Source organism: Goodfellowiella coeruleoviolacea (genome assembly GCF_024171785.1).
In the GTDB taxonomy this organism is placed as follows: Bacteria; Actinomycetota; Actinomycetes; order Mycobacteriales; family Pseudonocardiaceae; genus Goodfellowiella; species Goodfellowiella coeruleoviolacea.
In genome coordinates this window covers 386,352-404,709 of sequence record NZ_JAMTCK010000005.1, presented here as the reverse complement: position 1 = coordinate 404,709, position 18,358 = coordinate 386,352, and the positions used below count along the sequence as shown (strand labels likewise).

General features: G+C 71.3%; 20 protein-coding genes. 10 read left to right on the top strand and 10 right to left on the bottom strand.

Annotated features, from left to right (window positions below):
- Nucleotides 1–16: 16 nt before the first annotated feature.
- Together LX83_RS13365 and tsaE are read left to right on the top strand one after the other, a co-directional pair.
- The gene (locus LX83_RS13365; RefSeq protein WP_253770939.1) at nt 17–1,153 is read left to right on the top strand and encodes an alpha/beta fold hydrolase; all 1,137 of its coding nucleotides are present in this window, start codon (nt 17–19) and stop codon (nt 1,151–1,153) included.
- Complete coding sequence (tsaE, locus tag LX83_RS13360; protein WP_253770937.1) at nt 1,150–1,638, top strand: tRNA (adenosine(37)-N6)-threonylcarbamoyltransferase complex ATPase subunit type 1 TsaE; 489 nt, start codon at nt 1,150–1,152, stop codon at nt 1,636–1,638. The genes LX83_RS13365 and tsaE overlap by 4 nt, the downstream gene beginning before the upstream one ends.
- Here tsaE and LX83_RS13355 read toward each other — a convergent pair.
- The 7 genes from LX83_RS13355 to LX83_RS13325 all read right to left on the bottom strand — a co-directional run bounded on the left by LX83_RS13355 (nt 1,625) and on the right by LX83_RS13325 (nt 9,427).
- Nucleotides 1,625–2,983 carry a carboxyl transferase domain-containing protein gene (locus tag LX83_RS13355; RefSeq protein ID WP_253770935.1) on the bottom strand — a complete coding sequence of 453 codons (1,359 nt, stop codon included), beginning with the start codon at nt 2,981–2,983 and terminating at the stop codon, nt 1,625–1,627. The two genes, tsaE and LX83_RS13355, sit on opposite strands and share 14 nt — an antisense overlap.
- Nucleotides 2,980–4,422, bottom strand: a complete 1,443-nt coding sequence (locus LX83_RS13350; RefSeq protein WP_253770933.1) for an acyl-CoA synthetase — start codon at nt 4,420–4,422, stop codon at nt 2,980–2,982. The genes LX83_RS13355 and LX83_RS13350 overlap by 4 nt, the downstream gene beginning before the upstream one ends.
- 69 nt (nt 4,423–4,491) lie before the next feature.
- Nucleotides 4,492–5,799, bottom strand: coding sequence for an SLC13 family permease (locus tag LX83_RS13345; RefSeq protein ID WP_253770931.1), 1,308 nt, complete (start codon nt 5,797–5,799; stop codon nt 4,492–4,494).
- Between the two features lie 143 nt (nt 5,800–5,942).
- Complete coding sequence (locus tag LX83_RS13340; protein ID WP_253770929.1) at nt 5,943–6,572, bottom strand: hypothetical protein; 630 nt, start codon at nt 6,570–6,572, stop codon at nt 5,943–5,945.
- Entirely contained in the window at nt 6,572–7,342 is a 771-nt protein-coding gene (locus tag LX83_RS13335; protein ID WP_253770927.1) for a hypothetical protein, read from the bottom strand. Before LX83_RS13335 ends, LX83_RS13340 begins: the two co-directional genes overlap by 1 nt.
- Nucleotides 7,343–7,348: 6 nt before the next feature.
- On the bottom strand, nt 7,349–8,869 hold the full coding sequence (locus LX83_RS13330) for a WXG100 family type VII secretion target (protein WP_253770924.1): 1,521 nt from the start codon (nt 8,867–8,869) through the stop codon (nt 7,349–7,351).
- A gap of 27 nt (nt 8,870–8,896) precedes the next feature.
- On the bottom strand, nt 8,897–9,427 hold the full coding sequence (locus LX83_RS13325) for a YbaB/EbfC family nucleoid-associated protein (RefSeq protein ID WP_253770922.1): 531 nt from the start codon (nt 9,425–9,427) through the stop codon (nt 8,897–8,899).
- Nucleotides 9,428–9,661: 234 nt separating this feature from the next.
- On the opposite strand from LX83_RS13325, the gene LX83_RS13320 reads away from it, so the two are divergent.
- Nucleotides 9,662–10,375: a FadR/GntR family transcriptional regulator gene (locus LX83_RS13320; RefSeq protein WP_253770920.1), complete on the top strand. Its 714-nt coding sequence runs from the start codon at nt 9,662–9,664 to the stop codon at nt 10,373–10,375.
- A 23-nt stretch (nt 10,376–10,398) separates the two neighbouring features.
- On the opposite strand, the gene trxA is transcribed toward LX83_RS13320, so the two are convergent.
- Together trxA and LX83_RS13310 are read right to left on the bottom strand one after the other, a co-directional pair.
- Nucleotides 10,399–10,737 carry a thioredoxin gene (gene trxA / locus LX83_RS13315; RefSeq protein ID WP_308203963.1) on the bottom strand — a complete coding sequence of 113 codons (339 nt, stop codon included), beginning with the start codon at nt 10,735–10,737 and terminating at the stop codon, nt 10,399–10,401.
- Nucleotides 10,710–11,135 carry a MerR family transcriptional regulator gene (locus LX83_RS13310; RefSeq protein ID WP_253770918.1) on the bottom strand — a complete coding sequence of 142 codons (426 nt, stop codon included), beginning with the start codon at nt 11,133–11,135 and terminating at the stop codon, nt 10,710–10,712. Before LX83_RS13310 ends, trxA begins: the two co-directional genes overlap by 28 nt.
- A gap of 116 nt (nt 11,136–11,251) precedes the next feature.
- Between LX83_RS13310 and tsaB the strand changes: the two genes are divergently transcribed.
- The 5 genes from tsaB (at nt 11,252) to LX83_RS13285 (ending at nt 14,680) form a co-directional block, all read left to right on the top strand.
- Nucleotides 11,252–11,944, top strand: coding sequence for a tRNA (adenosine(37)-N6)-threonylcarbamoyltransferase complex dimerization subunit type 1 TsaB (gene tsaB / locus LX83_RS13305; protein WP_253771182.1), 693 nt, complete (start codon nt 11,252–11,254; stop codon nt 11,942–11,944).
- A gap of 20 nt (nt 11,945–11,964) precedes the next feature.
- Nucleotides 11,965–12,441, top strand: a complete 477-nt coding sequence (gene rimI, locus LX83_RS13300; protein ID WP_407649554.1) for a ribosomal protein S18-alanine N-acetyltransferase — start codon at nt 11,965–11,967, stop codon at nt 12,439–12,441.
- Entirely contained in the window at nt 12,434–13,483 is a 1,050-nt protein-coding gene (gene tsaD / locus LX83_RS13295; RefSeq protein WP_253770913.1) for a tRNA (adenosine(37)-N6)-threonylcarbamoyltransferase complex transferase subunit TsaD, read from the top strand. The genes rimI and tsaD overlap by 8 nt, the downstream gene beginning before the upstream one ends.
- A 113-nt stretch (nt 13,484–13,596) precedes the next feature.
- Entirely contained in the window at nt 13,597–14,451 is an 855-nt protein-coding gene (locus LX83_RS13290) for a helix-turn-helix domain-containing protein (protein WP_253770911.1), read from the top strand.
- Nucleotides 14,452–14,467: 16 nt separating this feature from the next.
- On the top strand, nt 14,468–14,680 hold the full coding sequence (locus tag LX83_RS13285; protein WP_253770909.1) for a DUF397 domain-containing protein: 213 nt from the start codon (nt 14,468–14,470) through the stop codon (nt 14,678–14,680).
- Between the two features lie 73 nt (nt 14,681–14,753).
- On the opposite strand, the gene LX83_RS13280 is transcribed toward LX83_RS13285, so the two are convergent.
- Nucleotides 14,754–15,743 (bottom strand): WD40 repeat domain-containing protein, encoded by a 990-nt coding sequence (locus LX83_RS13280; RefSeq protein WP_253770907.1) that lies wholly within the window; start codon nt 15,741–15,743, stop codon nt 14,754–14,756.
- Nucleotides 15,744–16,091: 348 nt separating this feature from the next.
- On the opposite strand from LX83_RS13280, the gene groES reads away from it, so the two are divergent.
- Together groES and groL are read left to right on the top strand one after the other, a co-directional pair.
- A complete protein-coding gene (gene groES, locus LX83_RS13275) occupies nt 16,092–16,385 on the top strand; it encodes a co-chaperone GroES (RefSeq protein WP_253770905.1) in 294 nt (97 codons plus the stop codon).
- A gap of 83 nt (nt 16,386–16,468) precedes the next feature.
- Entirely contained in the window at nt 16,469–18,100 is a 1,632-nt protein-coding gene (gene groL / locus LX83_RS13270) for a chaperonin GroEL (protein ID WP_253770903.1), read from the top strand.
- Nucleotides 18,101–18,358 lie beyond the last annotated feature (258 nt).

The window sequence follows — 18,358 nt, the reverse complement described above, 5'->3', positions numbered from 1 at the left end:
CGCCGGCGGTGACCTGGTGAGACCCGTGTGGAAGGCGGTCAGCTGGGCCGGTGGCGTGCTCGGCGCGGCCGTGACCGGCGCGGCCGTCGGGGTCGCCGCGCACAGCGCCCGGGGCGCGGCGCGCCGGCGCCAGGCCGACGACACCGACTTCGGACGGCGACCGGCTCTGCCGCCCAGCCGGGAGAGCACGGTGGCCGCGGACGACGGGCTGCCGCTGTCGGTCGAGGAGGTGGACCCGCGCGACGGCGGTGCCGCCGAGCTGACCGTGGTGCTGGTGCACGGGTTCGCCCTGGACCGGCGCTGCTGGGGGTTCCAGCGCGCGTCCCTGGCCGAGCTGACCGGCCCCCGGGTCCGGCAGGTGCTGTTCGACCTGCGCGGACACGGCCGGTCCGGCCGGGCCAGCGCCGAGTCGAGCACGATCGAGCAGCTGGCCAGGGACCTGGACGCTGTGCTGCGCGCGGTGGCGCCCACCGGTCCGCTGGTGCTCGTCGGCCACTCCATGGGCGGCATGACCATCATGGCGCTGGCCGAGCAGCGCCCCGACCTGTTCGACGACCGGGTGCGCGGGGTGGCGTTCATCGGCACCTCGGCCGGCCAGGTCGGCGGGTCCGGGCTGCCCAGGATGGTGCTGTCCCGGCGCAACCCCGTGCCGCTGGCGCTGGGCCGGCTGGCCAGCCTGCAACCGGTGCTGGTGGAGGGCGCCCGTCGGGCCGGCGGGCAGCTCGCCTGGTCGCTGGTGCGGCGGCTGGCCTTCGGGGACCGCTCGGTCGACCCGGCCCTGGTCGACCTGGTGGACGACATGATCGACAGCACCTCGGTGCGGGTGCTCACCGACTTCCTGGAGACCCTGGGCACGCACGACCGGCTGCTCGCCCTGGCCGAGCTGCGCCGCTGTGAGCTGCTGGTGCTGGGCGGCGACGCCGACCGGCTGACCCCGTTCTCGCACTCGGAGACCATGGCCGAGCAGCTGCCCGAGGCCACCCTGGTGCGGGTGGCCGGCGCCGGGCACCTGGTCATGCTGGAACAGGCGGACACCGTCACCGAGCACCTGGTGGCGCTGATCCGCCGGTGCGCGCCCGAGGGGGACACTGGAGTCGACGGGTCGGACACGACGAAAGACGAGGACGGACAAGCGTGTCAGCAGCAAGCATGAGCAGCCGTTCCGACTACCGGGTCGAGCTGCCCGAGGTGACCGACACCGAGGAGTTCGGCCGTCGGCTCGGCGGCCTGCTCACCGCCGGTGACCTGGTGTTGCTGTCCGGGCCGCTGGGGGCGGGCAAGACCGCCATGACGCGCGGCATCGCCGCCGGTCTCGGCGTGACCGGCCGGGTCAGCTCACCCACGTTCGTGCTGGCCAGGGAGCACGCGCCAGCACCGGGCGGGCGCGGCGTGCCCCTGGTGCACGTGGACGCCTACCGGCTCGGCGGCCAGCTCGACGAACTGGACGACCTGGACCTGGACACCGAACTGGTGACCGCGGTGGTGGTCGTGGAGTGGGGCGAGGGCGTGGCCGAGCGGCTGTCCGAGGACCACCTGCTGGTCCGGCTGGACCGGCGCGCCGACGACGTGCGCGTGGCCCACCTGGAGCCGCACGGCAGCCTGGCCGACCGCGACTGGAGCCAGGTCACCCGCGGCTGATGCCCCGGACCACGCCCAGTTCGACCAGGTCCTGCGGGCGCAGCCGCAACTGGTCGGCGGTGGCCGCCACCTGGTCGGGGCCGCGTTTGAGGATGGCCGCGCTCGCCTCGGGCGCGATCACCGAGAAGTAGCCGTCCGGGGTGATCCAGGTGCGGTCCGGGTGGGCCAGGGCCAACGCGCCCCCGGAGCCGCCCTCGCCGATCACCAGGGTGGTGATGGGCACCCGGGCACCCGCCACCGCGCCGAACAGCTCGGCCAGCGCCGGCCCGAGCCCGGCCCGCTCGGCGGCGCCGCTGTTGTCCGCGCCCGGCGTGTCCACCAGCGTCAACACCGGCAGGGTGAACCGGTCGGCGAGCTGGATCAGCCGGGCGGCGGTGCGGAACCCGGCCGGGGTGTTGGCGGTGCCGGTCTGCGCGGCGTAGGCGATCGCCCGGCCGTCGCGCCGGCCGATCCCGCACCACATGCCCGGGTCGACCCCGCCGACCCGGTCGCCGCTCAACGCGACCCTGGTCTGGAAGTAGTCGTCGAGGTAGGCGGGTGCGCGCGGCCGGTCGGGGTCGCGCGCCCAGCGCACCGCGGTCCAGCCGTCCGGGGGCAGCTCGGTGCGGCCCAGCGCCCTGGGCACGTCGGCCGGCTCCGGCAGGGCGTGCTGGTCGGCCGGTCGCAGCAGGTCCAGCCAGCGGGACAGGACCGAGGGCAGCTCCGACTCGGTGACCACCTGGTCGACCTGGCCGCTGGCCCAGTGGTCCTCGCTGGTGAACGCCGGGTGGTCGACGTCGGCGGGCGAGCGCACCCGCCGGCCGGCGAACCCCACCTCGGCGTCGGCCAGCGCCAGCACCACGTCGGCGCCGGCGCCCAGCGCGGCCCACAGCCCACCGGTGGTCGGATTGCCCAGCACGGCCACGTGCGGCACGCCCGCCGCCCTGGTCAGCTGGCACTCCCGGGCGAGCCGGGTGAGCTGGCGCAGCGAGCGCATGCCCTCCTGCATGCGGCTGCCGCCCGTGGCGATCAGCGACACCACCGGCTGCCGCGCGCGGCGGGCCACGCTGAACGCCCGCTCGATGCGTTCCCCGGTCTGCTGGCCGACGGAACCGCCCAGGAACCGGAAGTCGAAGGCGATCAGCACGGCCGGCACCCCGCCGACCGTGGCCTGCCCGCACACCACCGACTCGGTCTGCCCGGACCGCTCGCTGGCGCGTTCGAGCTGCTCGGCGTAGCCGGGCCAGTCCAGCGGGCCGGCGTACCCGGCCGGCCAGGCCGCGTACCCGGCCAGCTCGACGAAGTCGCTGGCCAGTGCCTCGATCCAGGCCCTGGCGCCGGGTGTGGTCCGGTGCGTGCTGGTCATGTCAGGGCCCGCTTCATGACCTTGCCCATGTCGTTGCGGGGCAGCGCGTCGCGGAACCGCACCACCCTGGGCCGCTTGTGCGGGGCGAGCAGTCGCGCCACGTGGTCGACCAGGTCCTGCTCGGCCGGGGGCTGCTCGCCGGCGGCCACCACCCAGGCCACGATCCGCTCCCCCAGGTCCGGGTCTGGTTCACCGGTCACCGCCACCTCGGCCACCCCGGGGTGGTCCAGCAGCGCGTTCTCGATCTCGCCGGCGCCGATCTTGTAGCCGCCGCTCTTGATCAGGTCGGTGGCCCGGCGGCCGACGATGCGCAGGTAGCCGTCTGGCGCGCGGGTGGCCATGTCACCGGTGCGGAACCAGCCGTCGCGCATGGCCTCGGCCGTGGCGTCCGGCCGGTTGAGGTAGCCGAGGAACAGGTTGGGGCCGCGCACCACGATCTCGCCGACGGTCTCGTCGTCGCTGGCCTCGATGGTCTGGCCGGCGTCGTCGACGAGCCGCACCTGGACCCCGTCCAGGGGCAGGCCCACCGTGCCCGGCCGGCGGTCGCCCGAGGCGCGCACGGACACGTTCATCAGCGTCTCGGTCATGCCGTAGCGCTCCACCACCCGCTGGCCGGTGACCCTGGCGATGCGCTCGTGGTCGGTGGCGGGCAGCGCGGCCGAGCCGGACACCAGCAGCCGGGCCCGGCCCACGGCCGCCGCGATCTCCGGGTCGGCCTCGGCGTCGGCGACCAGCCGGTGGTACATGGTGGGGACGCCGAACATCATCGTGGCCGGCCCGGCGAGTTCCCTGGCCACGGCCGCCGAGGAGAACCGGCCCACGTGGCGCACGGACCCGCCGCGCCGCAGCGGCCCGAGGATCCCGATGATCAGCCCGTGCACGTGGAACAGGGGCAGGCCGTGCACGAGCACGTCGTGCTCGGTCCACTCCCACGCGGTGGCCAGCGCGTCCAGGTTGCTGGTGATGGCCCGGCGCGGCAGCACCACGCCCTTGGGCGGGCCGGTGGTGCCCGAGGTGTAGACGACGAACGCGGGCGTCTCCGGGTCGGGTTCGGCGGCCGGCGGCGGGGGCGGGCCGGCCGGCGCGGCCAGGTCCACGTCCACCCTCGGCAGCCCGGCCAGCCCCGAGGGCAGGGCGACGCCGGGTTCGGCCAGCACCAGGGCGGGCTCGCTGTCGGCGACGATGTGGGCGAGTTCCCGTTCCCCGATCTTCGGGTTGACCGGCACGGCCGCGACCCCGGCCAGCAGGGCGCCGAGGACGGCCACGCAGGTGTGCGGGGTGTTGGTCGCCCACACCGCCACGCGGGCGGCCCCGGCCACGCGCGTGGCGACCCGACCGGCCACCCCGGCCAGGTCGCGGTAGGTCAGCACCTGGTCGTCGAACCGGATCGCCTCCCGCGCCGATGCCTCGGCCAGGGCGGGGAACAGGGGTTCTGGCATGAATCCACCTTCTCGGACTCGTCGGGTCGTCACAGCCTGTTTGCGAGCCACGTCACTGCGTGACGCCGCTCAGCCGAGGTTGGGCAGCACGAACACCAGCCAGACCAGCAGGGGCGCCGCCGCCGCGATGACGCCACCGTAGGTGAGCAGCTGCCGGAAGAACCGGTCGCGGTCACTGGTGCGGGCGTTGGCCAGCACGATCGCGCCGTTGGTCGAGAACGGGCTGACGTCGACCACGGTGGCGGCCACGGCCAGTGCCGCGATCACGCCGACCGGCCCGACCGCGCCCTGCGCCAGGAACGGCACGGCCAGCGGGATGGTCGCGCCGAGCAGGCCGACCGAGGACGCGAACGCGGACACGATCGCGCCGATGTAGCAGAGCACCAGCGCGGCCAGCATGGGCGCGCCGATCTGGCTCACCGCGTTGCCCACGTAGTCGATGGTGCCCAGTTTCTCCAGCACGCCGACGTAGGTGAGCACGCCGCAGATCAGCAGCACGGTGGGCCAGGTGATCTGGTTGATCGCGGTCTTGTGCGTGCCGGGCGAGGCCAGGCCGAGCAGCACCGCGATGGTGATCGCCACCAGGCCCACGTCCAGGTCGAACACCAGGGTGCACACGGTCAGCGCGACCAGGCCGAGCAGGGTGAGCACCCGGTGGGGGTTGAGCCCGGGCTGGTCCGGTCGGCCCAGCTGGTCCAGCTCGGCGGCGGTGGCCGCGCCCGGCGCGCCGAGGCGTTCCGGCTCGTCCTCGGCCACCTCGCCCGGGGCGATCCTGGCCAGTTTGGTGCCGCCGAACAGCACGAACACGACCACCGCGATCACCAGGTTGACCGCGAGGCTGGCCAGGAACAGCACCACGGGGTTGCCCGGCAGGTTGTTGCGGGCCACCACGGTGTTCACGATCGTGCCGTAGACGCTGATCGGGGAGAACCCGCCGGCCTGCGCGCCGTGCACCACCAGCACGCCCATCAGCAGCGGGTTGATGCCGTAGCGGGCGGCGCAGCCCAGCGCGATCGGCGCGACGATGGCCACCGCGGCCGGGCTGACCGCGCCGATCGCGGTCAACGCGGCGGTGACCGCGAACATGATCCACGGGATCACCGCGAGCCGGCCGCCGACCGCGCGCACGGCCGAGCCGACCAGCCAGTCGATCGTGCCGTTGGCCCTGGCGATGGCGAACAGGTAGGTCACGCCGACCAGCACCACGAAGATGTCGCCGGGGAAGCCGGCCAGCACGTCGTCGGTGGACATCCCGCCGGCCAGGGTGCCGACCAGGAACGCGGCCGCGAACGCGAGCGCGCCCATGTTCACCGACATCAGCGTGGCCACGGCGAACACGGCGACCAGCGCCAGGATCGAGATCAACTGCGCTGACATGGCGGCTCCCGGCGCATCGCGTCCTCCTCGACGGCGCTGGCGGCGGATGCGTGACCGCCACCACAGTGGCCAATTGGCTCAGCCACTTTGCGGATCGGGGAGCGCCCCTGTCAAGACTCCGGACCGGCAGTGGGGGTGGCTGGTCAGTCCCGTTGCTGACCGGACAGGCGGCGCAGCGCCCGGTCGACCCGACCACCGGAGTGCGGATCGCGGAGCATGATCGTGGACCCGTCGGTGAAGTCGAGCCGGATCACCCGCCGCGGTGGAATGCTGCGGCCGACGAACGGCGCGCTCAGGCCCGCGACCCGTGAGGGGGGAAGTTCGTAGAAGGTCCGCATCGGCTCTGCCGGCTGGAAATCTTTCGGATCGAACAACCTCGCTGGGTAGATCACGGCCGTGCGCTGGTCGCTGAGCACCAGCCGTGCGGTTCCCCTGGTGTGGGCGAAGTGGTCGGCCATGCGCACCGCGTCGGTGTTCGGGTGTGGCGCGTCCACCCAGTAGGCCAGCGTCGGATCCTCTACCCAGTCCTCGTCGAGGCGAGGGGTTTCCCTGAGGGCTTCGGAGGGCAGTGGCCACCGGCAGCGTCCCAAGGCGTGCGCGGGGAGTTCTGTCGCCGACTGGTAAGGGATGTGCAACTCGCTGTCGATCCGTGCGCCCACGTAACCGTTCAACGGCATCGTGCCGAGCAGCAGCCGTTCACCGGGTTGCAGCCAGTACTTGGCCAGTTCGGTTTCGATGATCGCGTCATCGCGATCCAGGTACTTGGCGGTCATCACATGCCGTTCGTCAGCTCGGTGGCCCGGGCGGCCACAGCTGGATCATTGCTGAAGAGCCGGAAGTCCACGCCGGAACCGTCTGCGAGAGACACCCGGAGGCAGAACTCGTCACCGTTCTCCAGTTGGCGGGAAATGACCCCGACAGCGGCGATCTGTTCGCGTGGAAACTCGTGGACCGGGACGTAGGCGGTCATCCGGACCGGCTCGCCCTCGACGTTGCCGCCATATTTCTCCCGATTGTCGGCGAAGACTTCGACGACTTCCTTGCCGAAATCCACTACACCTTTGCCGAACCCGATTGCCTTGCTCAGCAATGAACGGTTCTCCGGTTTCTGGTCCGGCTCGGGTTCGGGTGCGCGGCGGGTGCGGAACATCGCGAGTCTGGCAGAAGTCAGCATCCACAGGACAACGTCGGGCTGGCCCGGTTCGAGGCCGATCCGTGCGACGGTTTGGTGAGCAAGACAGCCCAAGCCCGACCCGAACACCAGATGATCAGGGGGTGGCGGCGGCTTCTTTTGGTAACTCTCGTCAGAGCCGCCATCGAGCAGCACTACTTCGAGGCCCGTGGCGAGGAAATTTCCCACGCCTCTGCCGACCGCGCGCACACCTTTGGCGAGTGGGTTCTCCAGTGGCTTACCAAATGCGTCCTGTCCGGGAAAGTCGTAGTAGAACAGGTCGCAACTGGCTGCCCAGAAAAAATGCTCGTCCGGCCGACACAACTGAAGTCTGGCGTTCAACGCCGGTCCGAGTCCATCGGAGAAATCCATCACGCCTCACTCGTACTGGAAACCACGATCGGTGGCCTCCCGTCGCTCCTGCTTTGTGGACGGATCTTGCGCCTGGTCGTAACCGTGCCGCACGGCCTGCTCGATGACGGTGCCGGGAACGTTTTCCAGAACGCCTCGAAAGCCAGCGGTCAGTGGGTCGGTCGTTCCACTCAAGCCAGCAATTCCCAAGCCGACCTTGGCTACTTCGGCGGCGAGTGCTGACTCGCCGTTCTGGATGCCAAAGGCCGCGGCGGACTTGTTGGTGGTTCTCGTGGCCTGAACGACAACATCCTCCATCCTGCCGTCGAGACCTGCTTTCTTCACCACTGTCGGCTCGGCGGACGTGGTGATCTTGAACAACGGGTTCTTGTCCGCCGCTCCCACAACCTTCTTCTGCAGCCAGCCGCCGTTGTCACGCAGGTCCTGTGCCCGTTCCACGACCTGCTTCAACGGGCCGCTGCGCAGCTTCTGCAGCAGATCCTCAAGCCGCCTGATCAACGGCATGAGCCTGCCGAGCAGTTGGGCGGCCTTCGCCCCGAGCCGGCCGCCGACGATCGCGACCTGGCTGGTGGTCGCCGCGGTGGCGGCACCCACGGAGGCACCGGCGGTGATCCAGGAGGCGGCCAGGGCGGCGAGCCACTCGATGATCAGGCCCATCACCAGCTCCTGCAGGGTGTCCACGCAGATCTCGACGAACGCGTCGAACAGGTCGGCGGCGATCTCCAGGGTCTGCTGGAGTCCCCGGATCTCACTGGCGAACGCGGTCGCGCCGGCACCGAACTCGGCCAGCTGCTGGCGGAACGCGTCGCCGGCCTCGCCCTGCCACAGCTCGCTGGTGGCCTGGGCCCTGCCCGTCTCGTGCTCGCCGGTGCTCTCCAGCCACTCGGCGACCTTCTCCCAGCCCTTGGCGGTGCTGCGCATCTGCTCCGGGTCGCCGATCGCGGGTTCCAGGATCGTTTCCACGATCGGGCTGATCGCGAGGGCGATCAGGAAACCCAGCCCGTTGTCGATCAGCGACTGTCCTGGACTGGTGATCAGCTGGAGCTGTTCGAGGCGCGTGTTCACCGCGGCGATGGCGATGTCCGGTGGACTGCTCGCCCGCGCCACGTCCCCCGCGGTGCTCGCCCAGGAACTGCCGTAGCTCGCGGCCTGCTCGAAGTCGCTCTTGCGCTCGTCGTGGCCGGCGGTGACCAGGTCGGCGAAGCTGCCGGGGCCGCTGCCGCCGTCGTCGAGCGTGTCGAAGGCGACCTCGATCTGGGCGTCGTTGTCCTGGTAGGTCCTGGCGGTCTCGGTGACCCGCTCGGCCACGTCCTCCAGGAACGCCTTGGCCGCGTTGGCCAGGTCCTGGCACTCCTGGAGGCTGTCGAAGTACGTGAACGCCAGCAGTTCACCGATCGGGCCGAAGCAGTCGTCGCTGACCCGGGCCTGCTCCAGCAGGCTGGCCAGCTGGCCGAAGTTGTCGGCCGCGTCCCGCGAGCCCCTGCCGTAGGCCAGCAGCCCCGCCGCGGCCACCTGGTAGCCGGTCATGGTGTTCCCCCCTCGATTCCCGCGATCTCAGGTCAGGACCGAACCGCCGAAGTAGTCGTCGTCCACAGTGGCTGGCGCATCCGGTCGTGGCCGGGGTGTCCGCTGTGGTGCGGGCGGTGTCGGCTGCGGTGGTAACGGCCCGGGCTGGGCGTCCGGGGGGTGCGGCGTGGGCAGGGCGCTGGCCGGCGGCGGCGCGCTCGGGCCGATCGGGGTGACGGCGGGGGAGTGGGCGTTGAACGCCTCGCTGAACCGCGCGGCCCGGTCGCCGAGGACCGGTTCCACCGTGGCCTGCAGCGCACCCGCCGCCTGCTGGGTGGCCTGGCGGATGGCGGTCAGGATCTCCTGCTGCAACTGCGTGTGCGAGCGGCGCATGGCGGCCGGCGACAGTTGCAGGCCCAGCACCGCGCCCGACGGTGCCACGGTCACCGTGACCGAGCCGTCGGCGTTGCGCGCGTGCCCGCGCAGTTCGGCGATCTTGTCCTTGAGCTGGGCGGCCTGGTTGGCCTGTTCCTGGAAGGCGCGGATGGCCTCGTCCAGGCGTGCTCCACGATCCGGCATGGTCGGTTCCCCCCGACACGCTGTGCTTGCGCGATCACACCTTGAGTTACCGGACAACCGTACCAATTCGATCTTCGTCGCCCGGTCACATTGGTGAGCGGAACGCGTAGTCCTGGTCACACTCGGTGCGGACGGCGCCGCCAGCCGTGTTCCGGACCGCGGCCACGGCAACGGGCTACCCTCGAACGCACCCGAGGGCCGACCAGCGGCCGGTGAGGAAAGGTCAGGACAGACGTGGCGGACGCGCTTCGCCCGGTGGCCCGCCCGCGCCTGTACGAGCAGGTCGTGGAGCGGATCCGGGCCTATGCCGCGGACGCCGGCCTGCGCGCCGGCGACCGGCTGCCGCCCGAGCGGGAACTGGCCGAGCGGCTCGGCGTCAGCCGCGCCTCGATCAAGCAGGCGATCGTGGTGCTGGAGGTGCAGGGCCTGGTGGACACCCGCCACGGCGGCGGCAGCTACCTGCGGCACGACCGGCTGGACGGGGAACCGGTCGCCGAACTGGTGGCCCGGCGACAGCGGCTGCCCGACGTGCTGGAGGCGCGGGAAGCCCTGGAGACCAAGATCGCCGAACTGGCCGCGCTGCGCCGCACCGACGACGACGTCCTGGCCATCGACCGCGCGCTGGCCGCCATGCGCGCGGAGATCGACAGCGGCGGGTTGGGCATCGAGGGCGACCGCCGGTTCCACGCGGCCGTGACCCAGGCCGCGCACAACCCGCTGCTCGCCGAGTTCATGCGGTCCATCGCCGAGCAGATCGCCGAGAGCCGCCAGGAGTCACTGCGCCAGCCCGGTCGGCCCGGCCGCTCCCTGGACCAGCACGAACGCATCGCCGACGCGATCAGGACCGGCGACGCCAGGGCCGCGGCCGCGGCCATGCGCCGGCACGTGCGCACGGTCAGCAAGGTGCGGCTGCTCAGCTGGAACCCGGCCGAGGAGCCCGGGGACTGAACCGCCCCGGGCGGCCCGGCGGATCAGAGGTAGGGCTCGAACAGGCTGACCAGGCCGGCCTTGGGGCGCGCGCCCACCACCGACTGGACCAGCTGGCCCCGCTGGTAGACCTGCAACGTCGGCATGGCCATGATGTTGCAGTCGCGGGCCGTGACCGGGTTGGCGTCCACGTCGATCTCGACCACGGTGAGCCGGTCCGCGTACTCCTCGGCGATCTGGGCGACCACCGGCGCGATCATCCGGCACGGCGGGCACCAGGTCGCCCAGAAGTCGACCAGTACCGGCTTGTCGCTGTTCAGCACGACCTCGGCGAAGGTCGCGTCGGTGACCTCGATCACCCGACTCTTGGTGTCCCGTGACACGGTTGGCGCCTCTCGGTGAGGTGGACGGTGGTCTCGCACAGCGGCGCCGGCGCCACGAGTTCGGTCAACCGGTGGCGCAGGTGGCCCCGGACGCCTTCCAGCCGGCCGATGTAGGCCTCCACCTCGGCCAGCTTGCGGCGGTAGACCGCGACCGAGTCGGGGCACACGTCACCGGTCTCGTTGCCGGCCCGCAGGCACTCCACGAACGGGCGGGTCTCCTCCAGGGCGAACCCGATGCTCTGCAGCGTCCGGATCTCCCGCACCACCCGCAGCGCGTCCTCGTCGTAGAACCGGTGGCCGTTGGCCGACCGCTGCGCGCTGAGCAGGCCCTGCGACTCGTAGTAGCGCAGTGCCCTGGTGCTGGTTCCGGCACGTTCGGCAAGCTCTCCGATGCGCATCTGACCTCCTCGCCCGCCAGCCTTCACCTTGACGTGGACGTTAAGTCCATCCCATTCACAGCATTACCACGCATCGGTCGTCACATCGGTCCGCGAACCTCGTAGGCTTGACTACCGTGCTTGTGCTCGCCGTCGACACGGCAACTCCCGCGGTCACCGCCGGGGTGGTCACCCTGGCCGAGACCGGTCCGCCGCGCACCCTCGCCACCCGGGTCACCCGGGACGCCAAGGCGCACGGTGAACTGCTCATGCCGCACGTGCGCGACGCGCTCGCCGAGGCCGGCCGGAGGCTGGCCGACCTGGACGCGGTGGTGTGCGGCGCCGGCCCCGGCCCGTTCACCGGCCTGCGCGCCGGCATGGTCACCGCCGCCGCCCTCGGTCAGGCCCTGGACAGGCCGGTGTACCCGGTGGTGACGCTGGACGCCATCGCCCTGGACGCGCTGGACGCCGACCCGGGCGACCAGCCGCTGCTGGTGGCCACCGACGCCCGGCGCCGCGAGGTGTACTGGGCCGCCTACGACCCGGCCGGCCGCCGGCTGGACGGCCCGCACGTGCAGGCCCCCGCCGAGGTGGCCGGCCGGCTGGCCGAGCTGGGCGTGACCCGGGCGGCCGGCGAGGGCGCGCGCCGCTACGCCGACGTGCTCGGCCTGCCGGTGCTCGCCCCCGACCACCCCACGCCGGCCGCACTGGTCGCGGTGGCCGCCGCCGACCTGCGCTCCGGCGCCCAGCCCGGCCCGCTGACCCCGCTCTACCTGCGCAGACCCGACGCGGTCGAGCCGGGCGCACGCAAGCGGGTGACCCGGGTATGAGCCCGCAGCGCACCGCCACCGTGACCATCGCGCCGCTGCGCCGGTCGGACATCCCGCGCTGCGTCGAGCTGGAGCGGGAGCTGTTCCCCGGCGACGACCCGTGGAGTTCCGCCGCGTTCCACGCCGAACTGGACCAGCCGGGCAACCACTACGTGGGCGCGTACCTGCCCGACGGGCAGCTGGTCGGCTACGCCGGCCTGGCCGTGGTGGGCCGGCCGCCCGAGGTCGAGGCCGAGGTGCACACCCTGGCCGTCGACCCGGCCTGGCAGCGCGCCGGCGTGGGCCGCACCCTGCTGCGGGCCCTGCTGACCAGGGCCGACGAGGTGCACGCCCCGGTATACCTGGAGGTGCGCACCGACAACGACCCGGCGATCAGCCTCTACCAGGCGCACGGCTTCGACCGGGTGGGGCTGCGCCGCCGCTACTACCAACCCTCTGGCGCGGACGCCTACACCATGGCCCGTCCCGCGCGGATCACCGAGAGCCACCGTGACTGACAAGATCATTCTGGGCATTGAGAGTTCCTGCGACGAGACCGGCGTCGGCATCGTCCGGCTCGGCGCGGACGGCGGCCTTGAGCTGCTCGCCGACGAGGTGGCCTCCAGCGTGGAGCAGCACGCCCGGTTCGGCGGGGTGGTGCCCGAGGTGGCCAGCCGCGCGCACCTGGAGGCCATGGTGCCGACCATGGGCCGGGCCCTGCACGCCGCCGGCATCGCCCTGACCGACGTGGACGCGTTCGCGGTCACCGCCGGCCCCGGCCTGGCCGGCGCGCTGCTGGTCGGCGTGTCCGCGGCCAAGGCGTACGCGGCGGCCGTGGACCGACCGCTGTACGGGGTCAACCACCTGGCCGGGCACGTGGCCGCGGACACCCTGCAGCACGGGCCGCTGCCCCAGCCGTGCCTGGCGCTGCTGGTCTCCGGCGGGCACACCCAGCTGCTGCTGGTGGAGGACATCGCCGGCAAGATCACCGAGATCGGCTCCACCATCGACGACGCCGCCGGCGAGGCCTACGACAAGGTCGCCCGCGTGCTGGACCTGCCCTACCCGGGCGGCCCGCCCATCGACAAGATGGCCAAGCAGGGCGACCCGAACGCCATCGCGTTCCCGCGCGGCCTGACCGGCCCGCGCGACGCCAGGTTCGACTTCTCCTTCTCCGGGTTGAAGACGGCGGTGGCGCGCTGGGTGGAGGCCAGGGAGCGGGACGGCGAGCCGGTGCCCGTGCCGGACGTGGCCGCGTCGTTCCAGGAGGCCGTGGCCGACGTGCTCACCGCCAAGGCCGTGCGCGCCGCCACCGAGCTGGGCGTGGACACCATGGTCATCTCCGGTGGTGTGGCGGCCAACTCCCGGCTGTCCGGTCTGGCCGCCGAGCGCTGTGCGGCGGCCGGCATCAGCCTGCGCGTGCCGCGCCCCCGGCTGTGCACGGACAACGGCGCGATGATCGCCGCCCTGGGCGCCCACCTGGTCGCCGCCGGCGCCGAGCCCTCGCCGCCCGACTTCGGCGCCACCCCGGGCCTGCCCGTGGACACCGTGCTGCTCTAGCTCGTGCAATTGCGCCGCTAGCTACACGATCTGGTGAATGCGGAGCTGGAGCCTTTTACGCCTGGCTGAAGTGCGGAATGGTGTGGTCACATTCCGACTTCTGGAGGTACGTCATGGGGCCAATCGGCAGTCCTGTCCTGCGCCGTCGCCGTTTGGGACAGGAACTGCGCCGGTTGCGCGAGGCGGCTGGCAAGCGACTCGACGACGTGGCCGAGTACCTGGAGTGTTCGGACGCGAAAATCAGCCGAATCGAAACGGGTAAGGTCCCCGTGCTCACTCGGGACGTGCGAGACATGCTCGACTTCTACGGGGTGCCCAACGGGGAACGTGAATCCCTGCTCGACCTGGCCAAGGAGGCCAAACACCAGGGTTACTGGGAACGCGCGACGGGGAGCATGCCGAAGATCTTCGCGCATTACCTCGCGCTTGAGGCTGAAGCCGTCGAAATACTCAACTACGAGCCGCTCATGATACCCGGGTTGCTGCAGACTCCCAGTTACGCCCGTGCCCTGATGATGATCGGCTCTGTCACCGATCCCGAACGCATCGAGCAGAAGGTGCGCCTCCGCATGGAGCGGCAGAAGCGACTGACCGATCCAGACAACCCGTTGCGGTTGCATGCGATCGTGGACGAGGCGGTGTTCAACCGCCAGGTGGGCGGGAAGCAGGTGATTCAGGACCAGTTCGCCCACATCGCCAAGATGGCCGAGCTGCCCAATGTCACCATTCAGTACGTCAGCTATGAGGAAGGTGCCTACTTCGGTATGGGTGCTTCCTTTGCTGTATTGACCTTCGCTGATCCAGAGGATGGCGCTGTGGTCTACCAGGAGATGGATAACAGCGTGTTGTTCCTGGAAAGCCCAAACGACGTAGAGCAATATAAGCTGCTCTTCAAGAAGATGTCTCGTACCGCGGAGGGCTCGGAGGGTACTGCGGAATTTTTCGAGTACATGAGCAAACGTCGTTAGGGTTGAGGAGGGGCACATGGACCAGGAAGAGCGGTTCCGTCTTGTCTGGCGTAAGAGCAGCTATACCCATCCAGACAAGGCGAATTGCGTGGAAATCGGCTTCGGTGGGGTGTCGGTGGTTGGTGTCCGGGATTCGAAGGACACGGCCGGCCCGGCGCTGATGTTCTCGCCGAGGAAGTGGTCGGCCTTTCTGACGGCGGGCAAGGCCGGCGCGTTCGACCGGACCTGATCGCCGCAACGGCAACGCGGGAACCAGTCCGGGGCTGATCCCGCGTTGCTGGCTGGCGGCGCTCGACCGGTGATCAGTCGCCCAGGGCCCACACCCGGACGTGGCCGGCCTGCTCGCTGGTGACCGCGACCGTCCGCCCGTCGATCTCGGTGATCGCCACGGACTGCACCGTGGACCCGTGCCGCAGCGGCGCGCCGAGCTGTTCGCCGCTGGCCAGGTCCCACACGCGGGCTGTGGTGTCCTCGCTTCCGGTGACCGCCACCGGCCTGCCGCCGAGCACGCCGACCGCCATCGCGAAGATCCGGTCCTCGTGGCCGCTCAGCGGGTCGCCGACCGCCTCCCGGCTCGCCAGGTCCCACAGGCTGATCTCGCTGTCGTCGCCGGTGCTCACCACGACGTCCCGCCCGTCGAGCCGGGTCACGGCGACGGCCCGGATCGCCGCGTCCGCGTCGGTGGCGATCTCGCCCGGCTTCCAGCCGTCGGCCAGGTCCCACTGGTGGATCGTCGAGTCGTGGCCGCCGCTGACCGCTGTCGGCCGGCCATCCACCCGGGCGGTGGTCAGGCCACAGATGCCGTCGCTGTGCATCCCCTCCGCCCACAGCTGCTCGCCCCTGGCCAGGTCCCAGGCGATCACCTGGCCGTCCTCGCCGCCGCTGACGGCGACCGGCCGGCCGTCGACCACGGCCGTGGCCAGTGACCAGATGCCGGCCCAGTGCCCGGTCAGGGGCTGGCCGAGCATCGTGCCGCTGGCCAGGTCCCACACGCGGACGTTGCCACCCATGTCGCCGGTGTCGGTCTCGCTGGCGTCGTGCCGGTCGCCGCCGGTGACCACGACCGGCCGGCCGTCGAGCTGGGCGGTGGCCAGCTGGGCGATGGTGTAGCTGGCGGCGCCGCGCAGTGGGAGTTCGTCCGGCCGGTCGCCCGGGCCGCTCGGGTCCCAGAGCCAGACGCTGGTCTGCCAGGCGCCGGCGATGACCACGTGCGGTCGGCCGTCGAGTTCGGTCACGACCAGCTGTTCCACGCGGTCGATGCTGGTGCGGTGCAGTTCCTGGTGCTCAGTCACGGGCCGGACGGTAGTTGCCGGGTACGACACCGCCGGGCCGCCGGTTCATCCGTTCGAGTGATTTGCGGTGCTCGGCCACTGGCACCTCCAGGTTCCGCATCCGGTCGACAACCCTGGTGCTGGCGGGTGAATACCGGCCGTGACCTCGGTGTCCGCCGGGCGCGGTGGTGATCTCCGCCCGAAGACCACGTTTGGTGTACCCCTCGTTGAATCGTTGGCACTCTCATGGGTAGAGTGCCAATCGCACGGCACCAGCACCGCCCCGGCACCCGCGACGGCGGGGTGGCAGGAGCCGGAACGCAACTAGGTACCTGCCAACGCTTTCGACGACCCGTGGAGGTCACCCCGGTGAGCGTGAACATCAAGCCGCTTGAGGACAAGATCCTCGTCCAGGCGAGCGAGGCTGAGACGACGACCGCGTCCGGCATCGTCATCCCGGACACCGCCAAGGAGAAGCCCCAGGAGGGCAAGGTTCTGGCCGTGGGCCCGGGCCGGATCGACGACAAGGGCAACCGCATCCCGGTGGACGTCGCGGTTGGGGACGTCGTCATCTACTCCAAGTACGGCGGCACCGAGGTCAAGTACAACGGTGAGGAGTACCTGATCCTCTCCGCCCGCGACGTGCTGGCCGTCGTCAACTGACGACGCTTCCTCGTCTACGCCAGACGCCCCGGCGGCCCCACGATCCGGGGTCCCGGGGCGTTTTGCTTCATGGAAGGTAGGCAATGGCAAAGCAGATTAGTTTCGACGAGGACGCTCGTCGGGCGATGGAACGCGGCGTCAACAAGCTCGCGGACGCGGTGAAGGTCACGCTCGGCCCGCGTGGCCGGCACGTCGTGCTGGACAAGAAGTTCGGTGGCCCCACCGTCACCAACGACGGTGTCACCATCGCCCGCGAGATCGACCTGGCCGACCCGTTCGAGAACCTGGGCGCGCAGCTGGCCAAGAACGTGGCCACCAAGACCAACGACGTGGCCGGTGACGGCACCACCACGGCGACCGTGCTGGCCCAGGCCATGGTCCGGGTGGGCCTGCGCAACGTGGCCGCCGGGGCCAACCCCACCGCGCTGGGCCGGGGCGTGCAGGCCGCCGCCGACGCGGTGGTCGAGGTGCTGCGCGCCAAGGCCACACCGGTCAAGGGCCGGGACAACATCGCCCAGGTCGGCACCGTCGCCTCGCGCGACGAGTCCATCGGCGCCCTGCTCGGTGAGGCCATCGAGAAGGTCGGCGAGGACGGCGTGATCACCGTCGAGGAGTCCTCCACGCTGGCCACCGAGCTGGTGATCACCGAGGGCGTCCAGTTCGACAAGGGCTTCCTGTCGGCGCACTTCGCCACCGACCAGGAGGCGCAGGAGGTCGTCTTCGAGAACCCGTACGTCCTGCTGCACCGGGAGAAGATCTCGGCGCTGGCCGAGCTGCTCCCGCTGCTGGAGAAGGTGGCCGAGGCGGGCAAGCCGCTGGTCATCATCGCCGAGGACGTCGAGGGTGAGGCCCTGTCCACCCTGGTGGTCAACGCCCTGCGCAAGACCCTGAAGACGGTGGCGGTCAAGGCTCCGTTCTTCGGCGACCGGCGCAAGGCGTTCCTGGACGACCTGGCCGTGGTCACCGGCGCCCAGGTGATCTCGTCCGAGGTCGGCCTGAAGCTGTCCGAGGCCGGCCTGGACGTGCTGGGCTCCGCCCGGCGCGTGGTGGTCACCAAGGACAACACCACCATCGTCGACGGCGGCGGCTCCGCGGCCGACATCGCCGGGCGCGCCGAGCAGCTGCGCAAGGAGATCGAGACCACCGACTCCGACTGGGACCGCGAGAAGCTGCAGGAGCGGCTGGCCAAGCTGTCCGGCGGCGTCGCCGTGATCAAGGTCGGCGCGGCCACCGAGACCGAGATGAAGGAGCGCAAGCACCGCATCGAGGACGCGGTCGCGGCGACCAAGGCCGCGGTCGAGGAGGGCATCGTGCCCGGTGGCGGTTCCGCCCTGGTGCACGCGGCCAAGGAGCTGGCCAGCGGGCTCGGCCTGAGCGGCGACGAGGCCACCGGCGTGGCCCTGGTGCGCGAGGCGCTGACCGCGCCGCTGCACTGGATCGCGGCGAACGCCGGCCTGGAGGGCCCGGTCGTGGTGGCCAAGGTGCAGGAGCAGGAGTGGGGCAACGGCTTCAACGCCGCCAGCCTCACCTACGGCGACCTGATCGAGGCCGGCGTGGTCGACCCGGTGAAGGTCACCCGCTCGGCCGTGGCCAACGCCGCGTCCATCGCGCGGATGGTGCTCACCACCGAGAGCGCTGTGGTGGAGAAGAAGGAAGAGGAGCCGGCTGCCGCTGGTCACGGGCACGGGCACGGCCACGGCCCCGGCGGTTTCTGATCGGCACCGACCCCGGGCAGCCCCGGGCCGCGCGGTCGCGGCGCTGGCCGGCTGCGGGGGTCCGCTGCTAGGGCGAGAGGCGGCACTTCTTCCTCGGAGTGCCGCCTCTCCCGCGAGATGGCCCCTGAACAGGTGGCTCGTGTCGTCCTGAACCGGTGTCCGGCACGCGTCGCGGCCGGTCAGGCCGAGAGGTGCGGCTGGGCGGGTCAGGCGTGCATTCGGTTGTGGTCATTCTGTTGTCTCGTCGGATCGCGTGCT